The sequence below is a fragment of the Bacillus sp. C1 genome, assembly GCF_054570475.1.
On sequence record NZ_JBTMZT010000002.1, the window covers coordinates 204,558 to 221,125 of the forward strand.

Here is a 16,568-nt window from a genome sequence, read left to right on the forward strand (position 1 = left end):
GTAATAGCATCTCTGAATAATCTTCCAGATGTACTTCCCTTCATTTTAATACATGTGTTTTTTTATATTTCCAATCGTAATAAAGCTAGCCAATATTAAGATAGAAAATAAAAGCAAAATATTATTCACTCCCATATGAGTTAATAAAATACCAGTCGACAGAGCAGACGATATCTTAACAAATGATGCCAGAATTGTTCTTAAGCCTATTACCCTGCCAATATATTCTGTTGTAGTATTCAACTGTATTAACGTTTGCACGATAATCAAATGTGACATGGTAAATAGCCCCATTATAAATATACAAATAACGGCCGTTGTTTTATAGTCATTCAAATATAATAAAAAAGAAGAGGTTGCCATACCCATCATCGTAATAAAAATAACTTTATGTTTAAACTTTTTTAAAAAATAGATAGCAATCAAGCCTGCTATAATTCCTCCTACTGAAAATGCTATCTCAAATATTGAGTAAAGTCCGCTACCTCCTTCAAACTGTTCTGCAAGAGGTAATAATAAAGTTGTTGTCATTTGTATGCTAATGCTATTCAAAATGGATAAAAACAGTAAGTACTTCATTCCTTCTGTTTGATTAATGAAACGCCATCCCGATATTAATTCTGCAAGGTAGGATATTCTTGCATTTTCTATTTTTTTAGGGTTTATTCTTTTTATAGAAGAAAAGAAAATGGCCGCAACTAAAAATGTTACAGAATTAATAAAGAAACTAGTGGCTAAAGAAAATTTAACTAGAAATAACCCAGATATACCAGTTCCCACTAGTAATGCTGCTTCATTTAATGAAGATGCTTTTGATATAACAAATGGTATATCATGATTACAGAATGCTTCCTTAATAAATGCAGAAGATGTAGGTTTGTAAACGGTGTAGCAAACCGCTAATAAGAATTGCATAATGTAAAAAATAAATTCTGATTCGAATTTTATGAAAATAAGTATTGCCATGATTAAAACAAGTACAAATCGAATACTATCTGTTAGAACAACAATATTTTTAGAATCATGATGATCTACATAAACAGACACAAAAGGTGTTAAAATGATACTTGGTATATAATAAATTGCAATCATTAATCCGATAGAAGTTGCTTGTCCTGTTAAATGAAAAATATACCATAGCAAGGCAATTTGTTGAATTCCATCCCCAAATCCGGTAATGCTAACCCCTAATAAATATTTCAATTTATTACTCATAAAATTACCCCTTATATAATTGTTATCTTCATTTTAGGTGCATCACTTCAACAGAGTAAATTACAATTTATTTATCTATATTTATAATTTATTCTTATAAGGTATCTCGCCACTTGCCCGTCAAGCGAAGTTAAAATCATATCCTCAAAATAAAAAAACGCTATGCTTATCGTAAGAAGTTTATGAGAAAGGATGGTGTTTTTAATGAATCCTATTATTTCAAATGAGCTGAATCTTTTCGCACAAGAGCTACAATACTTTTTATCTCCAGTAGTCCTACAAGATATCGCCAAACAAGTTGGCTTTGTACAGCGATCTAGTAAGTATCAAGCGAACGAACTCATTGCCCTTTGCGTATGGATCAGTCAAGAAGTAGCCAGCGCATCACTTACACATTTGTGCAGTCAGTTAGAAGCTTCAACTGGAGTACTGATGAGCTCAGAAGGATTGAATCAACGCTTTAATCCAGCAGCTGTCGCATTTCTTCGAGAAGTCTTTACTTCTCTTCTCAAACAAAAACTCTGTTCAAATCACTCACTTTCTGCACACATGATCTCTACTTTCAATCGTATTCGTATTTTAGATGCAACAGTGTTTCAACTGCCTGATCATTTCGCCACTGACTATCAAGGTTCAGGTGGAAGTAGTAATACGGCAGGCGTGAAAATCCAATTGGAATATGATTTACTTAGTGGTCAATTTCTTAACGTGCAGCTTGGTCCAGGAAAGAATAATGATAAAACATACGGTACCATCTGCCTTGAAACCGTAGAGACCGGCGATTTGTGTTTACGTGATCTTGGTTACTTCGATTTAGGAGACTTACAAACTATTCATGATAAAGGGGCTTACTACATCTCGCGGTTGAAGCTAAATACACGGATTTATATCAAGAACCCTGAGCCAGAACACTTCAACAACGGTACGTTAAAAAAGCAAACAGAATACATCCAGCTTGATATGACACAAATGATGTCGGATCTAATCCCTGGTGAAACGATAGAAATTCCCGAGGCATACATTGGCCAAAATCAGAAACTTCCAGCACGTGTCATTATCCATCGTTTAACCGATGATCAAACGCGAACACGCCTAAAAAACCAAGCGATACGTGAAAAGAAAAAAGGCATTGTCATGAAGGATAAAAGTAAACGTTTAATGGGTATGAATGTATATATTACGAACACGTCTTTAGAAGGAGTACCAACGAACTACGTGCACTCACTGTATTCACTTCGTTGGCAGATTGAAATTTTGTTTAAAACGTGGAAGTCATTTTTTGAAATTGATGAATGTAAAAATATTAAAAGAGAACGCCTAGAGTGCCATTTATATGGACAACTCATCGGTATTCTCCTCTGTCCCCATACGTTTTGGACAGGTTTTGAGTTTGTACAATAGCCGAAACACTCATATGAAAAGTCAGCTCCATTCAAGTTTTTTAGATATTTTTCTTCTCTTTCAACTGTAATGCGTCCACCTTTCTCCAGTCTAAAGAGAACCTTACATCAACCTTAAATCACTTGATTTGTATTAAAATCTTAAGCAACTGTTGATTTAAAATAAAGTTTGATGATGTACTCCGTTTACCCCATTCCATCGAGAAGAAAAAGTGTCTGGGTCGCTTATCGTAGGGAATTTAGAATCCTAAACAAGGTAAAATAAACTAGCTGCTGCTTTACGTGAAATGAGCAATTTTATTTTTGATAATTAGGTTCACTTTTTTCGTTTTTGGGGGTATTTGCATTTCTTAGCTTGATAGCGATGGGGTATTGCCAACATTTTGGAAAAACCCCACGTTAAGCAAAAAATACAATGAGCTGCCCATATGGACAGCTCATTTACATAATTGTCGAACTCGGAAGTTAATTATAAGATCTGAAGAACCTTTTTGACCGCATTTATTACATATTGTGGCTCATCCTTTTGGATATAGTGTCCACTGTTAGGTGCTATATCTAAGGAACTATTAGTTGATAAATCCAATAATTCCTTTTGCATATGCAACCATAAGTTTTGTGCATCAGTGGAATAAAAAGCCTTTTTTCCTGCAGAAAGAATAATAACGTTTGTATCTATAAGTGTTTTTCTGTGTAATCGTACTTCTTCTAGACTCTTCATAAATTGATCGTATGTACCTTCATAAATAAATTGTTTATTATAAGCTTCTTGGAAATCTGAAGGCATGATGGGAAGAAATCGTTCTCTGTAGTCCTCTGGGGTTGAATCCACAAGTATTAGCCCTGCTACCTCGCTTGGATATAAAGATGCGTATAAACGAACATTTAATCCACCAAAGGAATGCCCCACAAAAATATAAGGAGGCGTTAATTGTAATTTTTTTAGTAATGTTCTTAGCTCTTTTACCATCTCAGAACTAACTCTATTGTTCGGACTAGAATCACTCTTTCCTAAACCAGCTCTATCATAGACCAGAACTTTTGTGAATTCTGCAATTTGTGATACTATTTCATTCCAAGCTTTAGAGTAATCACCATAACCTGCGTCCATTACTACGGTTGGAGTTCTTTTATCACTTCCAAATATTTTTGTATATAATTGAAAACCACCTATATCAACAAATTCCTCACGTTCTAAAACCTTTTTCATTCAGATTTAACTCCTTCCATATTCCAAGGTATAACAAGTAAATTATTTAATAAATTGTATCATGGATGGAAAAGGAAAATTAGAAATCTATTTTGAATACCATATACACGCTAGGTTAACATAACGTCTCATTATCGATAGCAAATCAAAAGCGGATTCCTTGCGAGAACAAGGATTTCGCTTTTTCTTCGTTTGATCGTCTATGCAAGATTTTATAGATCATTGATATAGCGGGGTTTCTAAAAGGATTCGTTTCTTTTAATTTGTATAAAATCTTGCATATACCTTTGGGTAGAATAGGTCTTTAGAATGATCATTTTAGCTTTTGTGAGTTTTTGAAGAATGAGAAAGAAAAAGGGGAGATTGAAGAGAAAACGAACAAAATAGAGAGTATAGAGAGCGGTATACATAAAAGAAGGGTAAATTTGTCTCATACTATATTTATGCTTGTCCACTGAAAAAGTGTATGGGTGTATCTATTATTTTTAAAATTTATAAATGTAATAGATATTATTGGTATAGGAGCTGTGTCAACTTGTCCATATTTGTCATATTTTATAGCGAGACTTATTTTTTATAAAATTTGATAAATAAGGAGGACGTAAATATGTCTCAAGCAAATATACCAAATATAACTCCAAATGTTACACTTTCTAGAACGGAATCACTAGATTTAATTATCGCATCGATTGCATTAGAAGAATTAGCACTTGCTCATATTATTAATGCGGAAGCAGAGAAAATTCAATATGCTGTAGGGACACTTCCAGGGTTGTCACCAGCAGCAACACTTAGCAATCTATTAGCAATTAATGAAAGTGTAAATTGCATGTTAGAAACTGCAACGCAAAAACAACTGTATTTACAAAGAAAGTTAAAAAGTGTATTGCAAGCTCCATCTTTGACAGGTCCTACTGGTCCATTGGGACCTACAGGACCTACAGGACCTGCGGGGGGACCAACTGGACCTACAGGGGCTACGGGGATAACCGGAGTAACTGGACCTACAGGGGCTACGGGGATAACCGGAGTAACTGGACCTACAGGGGCTACGGGGATAACCGGAGTAACTGGACCTACAGGGGCTACGGGGATAACCGGAGTAACTGGACCTACAGGGGCTACGGGGGTAACTGGAGTAACTGGACCTACTGGAGCTACAGGGCCTAATCTTTCTAGTGGAATAGAAACTTTAGCTAATTCAACTCAAGTAATAGCAAATAATGGACTTGTAACATTTACTACGCCTCCAGATCTTGCAGGAACAGCGTTTAGTTTTAATGCTCCAGGTAATACCATTACAATTAATGAACCAGGTCTTTATCTTGTTGATTGGGCTGTAAATTTAGAAGCAGGTAGTGCAGCTAGTGCATTTGGATTAGTACAAAATGGTGCTCCTTTTTCTTCTGCTGGTAATGATGCCACCGGAGGTGGCAATTTAGCTGCTTCTGCTCTTATTCAAGTTACAACAACACCATTTACTGTATCTTTAGCTAATCGTTCTGGAGGAGCTAGAACAATAACACAAACAAACGGAGCTTCTGCAGCTAATATTACTATTATTAAATTCGCAGATGGACCATCAGTTTAGTAAGGGGTCCCACCACATGCCCATCAACCTAACCAAGTAAATTACTAGATATGAAACGATCCTTGTTTCATATCTAGTAATTTATAGAAAAGTAGGCATACTAAAGAAGCCTATTAAAATGTGATTTTTTCGCTAGGCAGTTTGTCTATGCTTCACCGTCATTTTATACACAATCCCTAGAATATCAAAGACGGTCATCTTCTTATACCGATGACATTTACGACCGTTCTTTTTGAGCAGCAGATAAAGACGATGCAAAATTTTTAAAAGTTCTTCTGTGCCAACGGCTATCGCTTGAAACAGTAACGGAAAGTAATCTTTAATCATATAAATCGCTTTGTATTCACTCAGCTCCTGCTTTGTCTTTTCAAGCAGAAACTGTCGCATTTGACATTTGAAACATCGTAGAAGAACAGAGGAGAATGCCGATTAGTTGTCCATATAAATGGCACTCTAGGCGTTCTCTTTTAATATTTTTACATTCATCAATTTTAAAAAATGACTTCCACGTTTTAAACAAAATTTCAATCTGCCAACGAAGTGAATACAATGAGTGCACGTAGTTCGTTGGTACTCCGTCTAGAGATGTGTTCGTGATATATACATTCATACCCATTAAACGTTTACCTTTATCTTTCATGCCAATGCCTTTTTTCTTTTCACGTATCGCTTGGTTTTTCAGGCGTGTTTGCGTTTGATCATCGGTTAAACGATGGATAATGACACGTGCTGGAAGCTTCTGATTTTGGCCAATGTATGCCTCGAGGATTTCTATCGTTTCGCCAGGGATTAGACCAGACATCATTTGTGTCATATCAAGTTGGATGTATTCTGTTTGCTTTTTTAACGTACCATTGTTGAAGTATTATGGTTCAGGGTTCTTGATATAAATGCGTGTATTCAACTTCAACCGCGAGATATAGTAAGCCTCTTTATCATGAATGGTTTGTAAGTCTCCTAAATCGAAGTAACCAAGATCACGTAAACACAAATCGTCCGCCTCTACGGTTTCAAGGCAGATGGTACCGTATGTTTTATCATTATTTTTTCCTGGTCCAAGCTGCACGTTAAGGAATTGACCACTAAGTAAATCATATTCCAATTGGATTTTCATGCCTGCCGTATTACTACTCCCACCTGAACCCTGATAGTCAGTGGCGAAATGGTCAGGCAGTTGAAACACTGTTGCATCTAAAATACGAATACGATTGAAAGTAGAGATCATATGTGCAGAAAGCGAGTGATTTGAACAGAGTTTTTGTGTGAGAAGAGAAGTAAAGACTTCTCGAAGAAATGCGACAGCTGCTGGATTAAAGCGTTGATTCAATCCTTCTGAGCTCATCAATATCCCAGTTGAGGCTTCTAACTGACCGCACAATTGTGTAAGTGATGTGCTAGCGATTTCTTGACTGAGCCATACGCAAAGGGTAATGAGTTCGTTTGCTTGATACTTACTAGATCGCTGTACAAAGCCAACTTGTTTGGCGATATCTTGTAGGACTACTGGAGATAAAAAGTATTGTAGCTCTTGTGCAAAAAGATTCAGTTCATTTGAAATGATAGGGTTCATCAAAAACGCCATCCTTTCTGTATGTTTCTACAAAAAGAATAGCGTATCTTTGCATTTTGAGGAAGTTTAGTTTTGTTAGCTTGATAGCGATAGGGCGGGACCCCTAATATTGATGAAAAAAGACCGAGCAACTTATAATTATTATGGGTGAAACCAAAATAATTATAAAACCAACTATTCTATATTTTGAAAAGAACTGAACAATATACCCTATTAAAAGTAAAAAAATTAATACCCATATTAAATAGTAATCAAAGTTAGCCGGTTGACCAAAGGCTCTTGCACTGAGATTCAATATAGAAAAAATTAATAGAAATACCGGAAATACTATCAGTAAAATACGGTAAAGTACTTTTAATATTTTCAAACTATCCCTCCATACATATACTTAATTTCGAATGGTATATCCCACTATCTATAAATTACCGCCTTTTTTCATATCCTAAGATATATAGGTATATTTTAACATCTTCCAAGTTGAATGATTACTAAAATTAATCTTATATAAAAGTATTTTCATTTAACCATTCTGTGAATTGCAGAACGATCTCTTTTAAACATATTCAGCAACAAGAAATATTAATACGTATATTACAACCCCCTTTATATCATCGTAAATGGAGCGAAAAAGTACTCAGATGAGTACTTTTTGCTAACTTAAATCACCATTTTACTTTTGAGCGGTTGCTCTCATATATTTCGCTAATATATCTACATTAGTTATTAAAAGGGATTTTATTTCAAATGTTATTGGTAGTTCAGTTTCAACCAAGACCCATGTGATTTTATATGTAAAAAAGCCCCTTTTTTATCTAAAGGAGGCTAAGGATTATTCTTATTAAGCTAACACTTTGAGGTATCCCTAAAACAAAAATTTTATATAACTACAACCATTATTTATGAGAATTCAGGTCATTTTTTTCGTTTTGGGGAACAATGAATTTCTTAGGTTGATGGATGTGGGGCTAGCCCCCAAAACCCCCAGCCAGCACTCACACCCAAAAATAAGGGGAAAACTATTCAAAAAAATATAATTTAAATTATAGAAATATATTTAAATTATAGAAATGTAAGTTAAAATTTGGTATTTTTATATAGGTGTTTTTATAAATGTAAATTATTTTGGAGGTATTATACTTTATGTATTGTTCTAATTGTGGAGAAAATATTGATAAAGAGGCTTCAATTTGCTCTCATTGTGGTGTGAAACAAAAATTTACACTTAAAGATAGGGGCGGCTTTGGTTGGGGAGTTTTAGGTTGTTGTGTTCCTATTGTAGGGTTAATTTTATTTTTGGTGTGGAGAGATGAAAAACCCAAATCAGCAAAGGCTGCTGGTATAGGCGCGTTAATTCCTGTAGGAATTTTTGTTGCATTTTATGGCATTTTATTTTTAATAGGATTCTTCTCGTATTTAAATGTTAATTAATAAATGGTTGCCCATAGTATTTGGGTGTCATCAAAATAAAAATAGGTCTTTTCACTATCATAATCATTATTTCCCTTTATGTGCCAGATGTACGGGAGAATTAATAGGACTATTTTTAGGGATAGCTTTGTATTTTTATTTTCAATTTCCTTATTTTATTTATATATTAGGGATGATCCCTTTAGTAATAGATGGAGGACTTCAACTTTTAACGTCTTATCAAAGTAATAATAGTAAAAGAGTTATTACGGGGAGCGTTTTTGGAATATCTTTAATTACGTTATTCATAAAATCATGTATTTTTATCTATTTATTAGGAAAAAACAGTTCTTTTTTTAAGGTGTAAGGGAATTTTGTAATCCTTTACTATATTGGGATATAATTTTTGATAACTTGAATAGAGCAGTTTTTCGGTATCGCTCGGCAAAATAAACAACCGATATCAGTTGACAGGGGCTGTTTTCCAGAGTACACAGGGCTAAAACAATAAACTGGCACATATTCTCAAGGTGCAAGGGCGATTCCGAAAGGGATATGCCCTTTTTTGTGTAGAGAAATAAAGCGATTATGCCGCGAAATTTTCTTGATGATGAGTGTTTAGAAACTCGTGGTCAAGAAAACGTGGAATAAATAGCGTTCATCGGAGAACGACTATTCCATGTAGGTTCGGACAAAGTCCGAGGTCTTTTTTTTGCCATGCAGGGCATGGCTTGTCCTTTTTCTCTTTTATTTGCTTTTGGTTATAAGAATGCTGGTACTAGGATAGAAAGCGCGGCTATTGCCGCGCCGTTGCGAAGATAAAAGGATTTGCTTAAAAAACAAGAAAACCTTTGAAAATCGTTTTATGATTCTAAGAGATGCTAATAGATTGAAAATAAACACGCTAAGCAAAAAGTACAAAAAATCTGTCCATTAGGACGGCTTTTTTCTTTACATAATTATCGTTATTGGAAATTAAGCATCTGTTCTTTGAGGAATCCAACCAATATTTTGGCTCCATTTATCAGCTTTTCGTAGAATCTCCCATATCAGAGGATCTTTTGATTCGGTATACATGTGTCGATTATTTGTGTATTTTTCAGCTAACCTATATTTTAATTCTCCATATTGCTTACAGTCTTCTGGATGAGTACGCATATAATCTCTAAATAAGAGAGCAAGTTGTTCAGGCCAACTCCCTTCACGTCTCACATGTATATGAGTTCTCTTGTTACCAGGAGTTTCGCGAAAATAACGTTTAGAACGCTCTGAATTATCTGCTCTATAAATAAATCCAAAACTTTCTAAGGGTTTCTTGAAAGAATCCAATAACTCTAGAGAATTTACGGGAATTTGTATATCAATAATTGGTTTTGCAGTTAAACCAGGTATTGATGTAGAGCCGATATGATCAATTCTTATGGCAACGTCTCCTAAAACACTTCTTAATTTGGTAAATAAATTAGAATTTAATAATGGAGGTGGTTTCTATTTATGAAAAAATTCCTATCGTTTCTTCACGGTTGTTTCTGGTTAAATATTTGTTTATTACCTCTTTCTTTTTTTATAGGTGGTTTTGCAACAGACCCTCCAGACAGTACTGAACTTGATTTTTGGAAAGGATTTCTCTTTATTCAAGGAATCCCGCTTATAGTATTTATTATTGGTTTTCTCATCTTAGTTGTAATAAATAATAAACAAAAAAATGCTAATTTATAGTGTTGGTATAGAGGTCTTGCTGACAAAACGCGAAAATTATACGTTAAGGAATTTAAGAGTAGCTACAACTGTTAAAATTCTTGATATTTAGAGAGAAGATAACTTTTGATAACACTGATTATGTAAAAAGCTAGTTTGGATCTAGCTTTTTCTTTTTTCGTTTTGGGGTAATTCTGAATTCTTAAGTTGATGGGCATGTGGTGCTATCTCTAATATACAACTCTATTTTATCTTAGTTTTTATCACACAATGTGAAGGGACTAAGAACAACACATTATCGCCTTATTAAAGGCATCTTCAGGGATATATACTTTGTTGTTTTTAACTTTATATGGAATATCATTTCTTTCAAGTATATTTGTATCAACAGATTCTACTGTATCACCCCATTGTATGTATTTGTCGCTGTATCCTTTTGAATACAAAAATACAACAAAAAGAATCAAAAAACCTAAAAATAAAAATATTATTCTCTTCTTCCTCATTTTTTCACCTCTTTATTAATAATACATATATACATGATTTATAAAAAGGAGATTAATTTGATGAATATGGGTGTTCCCCCTTTAAGTGAAAGTAAACAAATATGTAAAAGTTTACTTTCATTTTTTCTTGAAAATATTTTTTTGAAGGATATGAGATATATTTTAAATTAAAAACTGAAAATTTAAATATTTAAATGTATAATAAAGTACAGAAGATATTGAAGAAATAAATAGAGAAGAGGGAATATTGTATGACTAGTTTGAAAAATGTTCTTGAGCTTGATTTTGCATATCTTGAAACCTTTACTAGCCGAATAGAGAAATCATGGGGTTCTATATTTTGTAATGAAAGTAACCCAGATTATTATGATGCAAATCATGCACATGTAAGTGTAGTAAGTTTAAATCCACAAATGATAGTAGATGAAGTAGTCCATTTCTATAAGACTAAAAATATAGTACCTAGATTTTATATATACAACTTAGATATGCAAGAAAAACTGATTTCTGAATTACAAATAAAGAATTTTGGATTTGAAGAATTAATAAGTCCAGTCCAATTATGGAATAAGAAATTAACTAAAAAAGATAAAAATGAAAAAGTTACTATTGAAAAGGTATCTGAATTAAATTTTGAAGAAGCTTTAGATATTGAATGTAGCATAAAAGAGTTAGGAGGCGAAGTTAGAAAAAAAGCTTTTCAAGATGAATTCCAACATCCAGCATTCACTCACTATCTACTTAGATACAATGGAGTAGCATGTTCCATCGCTTGTATTTTTGAACATGAAAAGCAAGCCCGAATGGAAAGTGTAGCTACAATTGAAAAGTTTAGAGGTAGAGGGTTAATAGGTGAACTTATTCACTTTATTCAAAGTGAAGTAATGAATAGAGGACTAGATAATCTTTGGGTGATCCCAATTAACGAAACAGTAGAAAAAGTGTATGAAAAGTATGGATTTGAAACAGTAGAAAAAATTAAAACGGGACATGCGTTTTTAGAAGGAAAAAGTATTAAAGAAATTCACGAGGGATAGAAAAAATCAATTTATTTTGGGGGTACTTTTTATTTTTAGCTTGATGGGCATGGGGGCGCCCCCATAGCCATCACGTTAAGGTTACCTATGTATAATTTTCAACAACCAAGCCCAACTCTATAAAAAGAAAAAGGCGTGGCTATACAAATGCTCACGACTTTTTCTCTCATAATAAAGATGAATTTAACTGTGTGACATAGCTTTCTTGATGTAGTCAGAAAGCTGTTTGTCTATCCCAAATTTCTCTCCTATTTCAGGATTCTCTTTATAATAACGTTCAGCTTCTTTTATATTGGAAGAAAGTTAAGCATCTTCTTCAGGTCTGTACTCTAAAATATCACCAGGTTGGCATTCTAATGCTTTGCAAATTGCCTCTAAAGTGGAAAATCTAACGGCTTTTGCTTTTCCATTTTTCAATATAGAAAGGTTAGCCATTGTGATTCCAACTCTCTCCGAAAGCTCTGTTACACTCATTTTTCTTTTCGCCAGCATCACATCAATATTGATTATAATAGCCATGTTATTCACCTCAGACCGTTAAGTCATTTTCTGATTTTATATCAATGGCTTCTCGTAAAAGCCTTTGAAGAACAGCCGCAAAGACTGCAATCACCAGTGAAGCAAAAATAACAACCAATCCGATTAATATAATACCTGGAGCATCGTCTACCTCTGCGATGAAATAAAAGAGTGGCATGCCGATCACATACAAGCTACTGAGTGTAATTGCACAGTACTTTATCTTTTTTAAAGCTCTTACAGATAACTTCGAGAAAGCTTTGTTCTTGTCAATATAGCTTAAAAGCTTAAACGCTTGATAGAGAGCAAAGTAAAAAGGGATTGCCGTTACATAAAAATAGATTAAAACGAAATATTTTATATAAGGAATATGTGGAAATAACTCCGCTGCAAACTTCGCTATCTCAGGTACCAAAAAGATACACAAAGCAAGAACAGGAATTCCAATAAGAATAACAGCTACCTTTAAAAAGATCGTTGACACCTGTTTCATAAAAAGCACCTCACTTATTTATTATCAAATTGACTCTACCATATGATTTATCGCTTTACAATAAAACATTATTGTTTTTGTTGTGTTGGTGTAGAAATATCCTTTTCATTTTAAAAAAAGCATTCCTCATTATAATGAAATGTAATGATAAAGGACTACAGAAAAGTATTCATAAACATGTAAAGGTGTGTAGACAAAAAAAGTGATAACATATATAATTACAACTGTAAGTTATTATGATTACAGATGTAATTGTTTATGATAACGAATTGACGGATATATGACGAAAGGTAGTGTAACAATGAATAGAGTAGAAGCGATCATTGAAAAGTATAAAAATATCTTTTTCGATGAACTGATTACAAACCATAAAGATATATATGAAAAGCAATATGAAACAATCGCTGAGCATCATAAAGATATTTTTGAGCGAGTGCATGACACCAATTGGGATGAAGAGAAGAAACAGACGGTGATTCGTGTTATTCATAAGATTCAAAATGAAGGGGATTTGTTTACAGAAGCGGATTCTGCTGATTTAGATATATTTACGGGAGTTATCAATACGATTGTCTTTACGAATAATTATATTAATAACTTCAAACAAAACAGACTTGACTTAGTAGCGTTGTTTAATGAGATGAAACAAGAGGAAGATGATCAAGTCATTGTAAACACCTTTGAAATGCCAGCTACGTTAAAAGGTCATTTTGTACACTTGTTTTCGATCGTGAAAAACATCCAAAATCCGGACGAGTTCGTTGTGGCTTATAAATTTGAGCGCAGTATTAACAAACTCATTTTTAACAAAGGTGAAGGTTATACGGATTTGCTACATACATATAGACAATTTCCGAAGGTGACGGAACGAAAGGACTTAGATTTTTACGTCTTTACGCGATCTATCTTGCAATTAATCGCAAATGAATGTAACCGGCTGAACCCTGCTCTGCAACAAAAGGAATTAAAGCGGTTACGGAAACTCGTTTTTCAATTTATCGACCGAAGCGACAGTGTAAGGTTAGATTGTATGTTACTTTCCTTTCAAACAGCCGATTCCATCGCAGAAATAGAGAGAGAATTGCAACGTAGCTCGTTCGTAATGGGAGCGGCATGGACAGAAAGTATGAATGTGAAAATTTTAGAAAACTTAGGTCAAACAAAAATATTTATTTGCAATCAAAGTACAAAAGAAATTGAATGGATCGCTCAGGCGGAAGAAGTACTAGTAACGGATGAACAGATGCCGCAATCAATCGCTAAGATGGAATTAACAAATGTAGTGCCAAAAGGAGAAAAAATTTGGCTTAAGATTACAAATGTATCGAAGCTTTCGCCAAGATTGATGCTAGATCAAATGATACCCGTTCATGGGAAAAGCGCGGAGAAACTATCACCACAAGGCATACATGCAGTGTTTCAGCCAAATGTGGAAAAAATACAGACTACTACAAATGAGGGAATGGAGAAAGGTGAAGAGATGATGCCAAATCATGATGAGAACATATATCCGGATCGGAATGTCATTTTATACGGACCACCGGGAACAGGGAAAACGTATCAAGTATCTACGAAGTCGTTAGAAATTATATATAATGTATCAGCCGATGAATTGATCGAGAACATACATGTCAAAGAGCAATTTGCCAAGTATCAACAAACAGGCCAAATTAGATTTTCAACATTTCATCAATCGTATGCGTATGAAGACTTCATTGAAGGATTACGTTCTGATGGGAAAGGCTCTTTCATACCTGCGGATGGCATATTCAAAAAAATTGTAGTGGACGCCTTATATGCGGGGTTACGCAAACAAGACGACGCTGAAAATTATGAAGCAAGAAAAGTACGTGTCATGCAAGCACTAGCCGGGAGCGAAACGTTTGATTTTACAAGTAGTGACCGATTCGTAATGATTATTGACGAAATTAACCGTGCGAATATCTCGAAAGTGTTCGGTGAATTAATTACCCTTTTAGAGGAAGATAAACGAGTGAATATGGAAAATGAAACGCGTGTCACATTGCCATATTCAGGAGATACGTTTGTCTTGCCGCCGAACTTATGGATCATTGGTACGATGAATACGGCAGACCGTTCTATCGCTCTTTTAGATACCGCACTACGAAGACGTTTCATGTTTGAAGAAGTGATGCCGCAGCCGTCGTTACTTCCTTTCGTTGATGACATTGATTTACCGACATTGCTGCACCGAATGAATCAACGTATTGAAGTTTTATATAGTAGAGACTATACGATTGGACATGCTTATTTTATTCATGCAGAAACGGTAGACGATATCATCTCTGTTATCCAAAATAAAATCATTCCGTTACTGAAAGAATATTTTTACCACGACTGGGAAAAAATCGGTCTCATCCTTGGCGGTATCGGTAAAAGCGAACAAGATTCGTTCATCATCTATCAAGAAGAAGTGGAAGTTGCTGCGTTATTTAACCGTGCATCCTCGTATACGGATATGGATTTCCCTGTAAAGTATAAAGTGAAATCTCATATAACAGTAGACGATATGAAAGGGATTTATGAGTAATGAGGCACATTACAATAAGAGAAGCGTACGATTGGATTTATGATGATCCGAATCATTCCCAAGGACTTACAAAGGGAGAATGGGAGGAACTGCTCAGTTATTTGCGCCAAAAATATGAGAATGAGAATGTAGTAGAATACGCTAACAAAAAAATCCGGTTTATCAACTTGGTTGGCGTACTGCAACTAAAGAAGGTCCGTATTGAAATCCTTCCGAAAATAAGTGTAAGCAGGGAAGATGTTGAAATGGACAGACTTGTCTTATTAAACATGCTTGCAGTGACGAAAAAGCTACCGATTCATATAGGCGAAAAAACATTAAGTGCGTACAAAAAAGTGAATATATTACACGTGCTCGCACATATATTTGTGACAGAATTACATAAAGCATTAAAGCGCGGCTTGTATCGAGAATATTACGCCAACGCCGAAAACATGAATCGCTTAAAAGGAAGATTGCTAGTTTCGAAACACATACAAAAAAATGCCTTTATACCAGTGAACGCCTTTTGTGAATTTGATGAACTATCAGCGAATATCCCGTTCAATCAAACACTAAAAGCTGCCGTCAAACTCATTTATCCGTATGTACAACAAGCAAATATAAAAGTACAAATGTTAACGATCTTTGAACTACTGAAAGATGTTGAGGAAAAACATATATCCCATCACGTATTAGAAACGATCACCTGCAATCGTCAAAATAAGCATTTTGAGACAGCCTTGCAATTGGCGGTTGCTATTTTAAAATCACTATCCATGAACACGAAGCAACATAACCAAATTGCATTCTCATTTTTGTTCAAAATGAATGACCTGTTCGAAGGATACATAGGAGAAGTATTAAAGAAACGAATGATCCCTACCAAAAGCAAAGTAGATGCACAACACACAGAAAAACGTCTACTACGGAACGTCAACTCCGGCAGGGAAAACATCCTCCTAAAACCAGACTTTGTCATATCCGTAAACGAACAAGGAAATTTCATCCCAAAAATCATCATCGACACAAAATGGAAAACCATTCTCATGAACGGAAGAGTACTCTACCAACAAAGCGATATTTATCAAATGTACGCCTACATCACATCTTACGAATCGGCAGAGCGGTGTATTATTTTATATCCGCATACAGAAGAAGGGCTATTGCCGAAGTGGTTGGTGCCAAATTCTTCGCCGGAGAAGTATATAGAAGTTAGGACGGTTCGTTTGGATGCGGTGGGGCATACTTTGGAGGATGTTGAGGGGATTTTTGGTGGGGTGGTTGTTCCTGAGATTTAATGATATTTAAATTGATTTTGTTGGGAATTAGATTTTAAGGTATTGGTTATAATCAAAAAGAGTAGTGTGTTTCTGATAATCCCATAAAAGG

General features: G+C 34.6%; 12 protein-coding genes and 3 pseudogenes. 8 read left to right on the top strand and 7 right to left on the bottom strand.

What is annotated here, in order from left to right:
• Positions 1 to 45: 45 nt before the first annotated feature.
• Positions 46 to 1,215: an MFS transporter gene (locus ACX5JI_RS07620; protein ID WP_459500499.1), complete on the bottom strand. Its 1,170-nt coding sequence runs from the start codon at positions 1,213 to 1,215 to the stop codon at positions 46 to 48.
• Positions 1,216 to 1,419: 204 nt separating this feature from the next.
• Here ACX5JI_RS07620 and ACX5JI_RS07625 point away from each other — a divergent pair.
• A pseudogene (locus tag ACX5JI_RS07625) lies at positions 1,420 to 2,610 on the top strand (IS4 family transposase); the annotation flags it as partial.
• 474 nt (positions 2,611 to 3,084) lie between these two features.
• On the opposite strand, the gene ACX5JI_RS07630 reads toward ACX5JI_RS07625, so the two are convergent.
• Positions 3,085 to 3,825 carry an alpha/beta fold hydrolase gene (locus ACX5JI_RS07630; RefSeq protein WP_459500500.1) on the bottom strand — a complete coding sequence of 247 codons (741 nt, stop codon included), beginning with the start codon at positions 3,823 to 3,825 and terminating at the stop codon, positions 3,085 to 3,087.
• Between the two features lie 607 nt (positions 3,826 to 4,432).
• On the opposite strand from ACX5JI_RS07630, the gene ACX5JI_RS07635 reads away from it, so the two are divergent.
• Complete coding sequence (locus tag ACX5JI_RS07635) at positions 4,433 to 5,416, top strand: alpha-helical endospore appendage domain-containing protein (RefSeq protein ID WP_459500501.1); 984 nt, start codon at positions 4,433 to 4,435, stop codon at positions 5,414 to 5,416.
• 132 nt (positions 5,417 to 5,548) lie between these two features.
• Here ACX5JI_RS07635 and ACX5JI_RS07640 read toward each other — a convergent pair.
• A pseudogene (locus tag ACX5JI_RS07640) lies at positions 5,549 to 6,986 on the bottom strand (IS4 family transposase).
• A 1,140-nt stretch (positions 6,987 to 8,126) separates the two neighbouring features.
• Here ACX5JI_RS07640 and ACX5JI_RS07645 point away from each other — a divergent pair.
• The gene (locus ACX5JI_RS07645) at positions 8,127 to 8,414 is read left to right on the top strand and encodes a zinc ribbon domain-containing protein (RefSeq protein ID WP_459500502.1); all 288 of its coding nucleotides are present in this window, start codon (positions 8,127 to 8,129) and stop codon (positions 8,412 to 8,414) included.
• Positions 8,404 to 8,760, top strand: a complete 357-nt coding sequence (locus ACX5JI_RS07650) for a DUF2085 domain-containing protein (protein ID WP_459500503.1) — start codon at positions 8,404 to 8,406, stop codon at positions 8,758 to 8,760. Before ACX5JI_RS07645 ends, ACX5JI_RS07650 begins: the two co-directional genes overlap by 11 nt.
• A 608-nt stretch (positions 8,761 to 9,368) precedes the next feature.
• Here the strand turns inward: ACX5JI_RS07650 and ACX5JI_RS07655 are convergent.
• A pseudogene (locus ACX5JI_RS07655) lies at positions 9,369 to 9,839 on the bottom strand (GrpB family protein); the annotation flags it as partial.
• A 48-nt stretch (positions 9,840 to 9,887) separates the two neighbouring features.
• Here ACX5JI_RS07655 and ACX5JI_RS07660 point away from each other — a divergent pair.
• On the top strand, positions 9,888 to 10,112 hold the full coding sequence (locus tag ACX5JI_RS07660) for a hypothetical protein (RefSeq protein WP_459500504.1): 225 nt from the start codon (positions 9,888 to 9,890) through the stop codon (positions 10,110 to 10,112).
• A gap of 260 nt (positions 10,113 to 10,372) precedes the next feature.
• Here the strand turns inward: ACX5JI_RS07660 and ACX5JI_RS07665 are convergent, their stop codons facing one another.
• Positions 10,373 to 10,597, bottom strand: coding sequence for a hypothetical protein (locus ACX5JI_RS07665; RefSeq protein WP_459500505.1), 225 nt, complete (start codon positions 10,595 to 10,597; stop codon positions 10,373 to 10,375).
• A 251-nt stretch (positions 10,598 to 10,848) separates the two neighbouring features.
• Here ACX5JI_RS07665 and ACX5JI_RS07670 point away from each other — a divergent pair, with 251 nt between their 5' ends.
• Positions 10,849 to 11,634 (top strand): GNAT family N-acetyltransferase, encoded by a 786-nt coding sequence (locus ACX5JI_RS07670; protein WP_459500506.1) that lies wholly within the window; start codon positions 10,849 to 10,851, stop codon positions 11,632 to 11,634.
• 303 nt (positions 11,635 to 11,937) lie between these two features.
• Here the strand turns inward: ACX5JI_RS07670 and ACX5JI_RS07675 are convergent, their stop codons facing one another.
• Both ACX5JI_RS07675 and ACX5JI_RS07680 read right to left on the bottom strand, forming a co-directional pair.
• Positions 11,938 to 12,153, bottom strand: a complete 216-nt coding sequence (locus ACX5JI_RS07675) for a helix-turn-helix domain-containing protein (RefSeq protein WP_459500507.1) — start codon at positions 12,151 to 12,153, stop codon at positions 11,938 to 11,940.
• 10 nt (positions 12,154 to 12,163) lie between these two features.
• On the bottom strand, positions 12,164 to 12,646 hold the full coding sequence (locus tag ACX5JI_RS07680; protein WP_459500508.1) for a DUF2975 domain-containing protein: 483 nt from the start codon (positions 12,644 to 12,646) through the stop codon (positions 12,164 to 12,166).
• A gap of 301 nt (positions 12,647 to 12,947) precedes the next feature.
• Between ACX5JI_RS07680 and ACX5JI_RS07685 the strand changes: the two genes are divergently transcribed.
• Complete coding sequence (locus tag ACX5JI_RS07685; RefSeq protein ID WP_459500509.1) at positions 12,948 to 15,197, top strand: McrB family protein; 2,250 nt, start codon at positions 12,948 to 12,950, stop codon at positions 15,195 to 15,197.
• The gene (locus ACX5JI_RS07690) at positions 15,197 to 16,477 is read left to right on the top strand and encodes an McrC family protein (protein ID WP_459500510.1); all 1,281 of its coding nucleotides are present in this window, start codon (positions 15,197 to 15,199) and stop codon (positions 16,475 to 16,477) included. Before ACX5JI_RS07685 ends, ACX5JI_RS07690 begins: the two co-directional genes overlap by 1 nt.
• Positions 16,478 to 16,568 lie beyond the last annotated feature (91 nt).

Bases quoted from the DNA above. Each gene is read 5' to 3' on its own strand.
- ACX5JI_RS07620 (WP_459500499.1), bottom strand. From the start codon at position 1,215: ATGAGTAATAAATTGAAATATTTATTAGGGGTTAGCATTACCGGATTT.
- ACX5JI_RS07630 (WP_459500500.1), bottom strand. From the start codon at position 3,825: ATGAAAAAGGTTTTAGAACGTGAGGAATTTGTTGATATAGGTGGTTTT.
- ACX5JI_RS07635 (WP_459500501.1), top strand. From the start codon at position 4,433: ATGTCTCAAGCAAATATACCAAATATAACTCCAAATGTTACACTTTCT.
- ACX5JI_RS07645 (WP_459500502.1), top strand. From the start codon at position 8,127: ATGTATTGTTCTAATTGTGGAGAAAATATTGATAAAGAGGCTTCAATT.
- ACX5JI_RS07650 (WP_459500503.1), top strand. From the start codon at position 8,404: ATGTTAATTAATAAATGGTTGCCCATAGTATTTGGGTGTCATCAAAAT.
- ACX5JI_RS07660 (WP_459500504.1), top strand. From the start codon at position 9,888: ATGAAAAAATTCCTATCGTTTCTTCACGGTTGTTTCTGGTTAAATATT.
- ACX5JI_RS07665 (WP_459500505.1), bottom strand. From the start codon at position 10,597: ATGAGGAAGAAGAGAATAATATTTTTATTTTTAGGTTTTTTGATTCTT.
- ACX5JI_RS07670 (WP_459500506.1), top strand. From the start codon at position 10,849: ATGACTAGTTTGAAAAATGTTCTTGAGCTTGATTTTGCATATCTTGAA.
- ACX5JI_RS07675 (WP_459500507.1), bottom strand. From the start codon at position 12,153: ATGGCTATTATAATCAATATTGATGTGATGCTGGCGAAAAGAAAAATG.
- ACX5JI_RS07680 (WP_459500508.1), bottom strand. From the start codon at position 12,646: ATGAAACAGGTGTCAACGATCTTTTTAAAGGTAGCTGTTATTCTTATT.
- ACX5JI_RS07685 (WP_459500509.1), top strand. From the start codon at position 12,948: ATGAATAGAGTAGAAGCGATCATTGAAAAGTATAAAAATATCTTTTTC.
- ACX5JI_RS07690 (WP_459500510.1), top strand. From the start codon at position 15,197: ATGAGGCACATTACAATAAGAGAAGCGTACGATTGGATTTATGATGAT.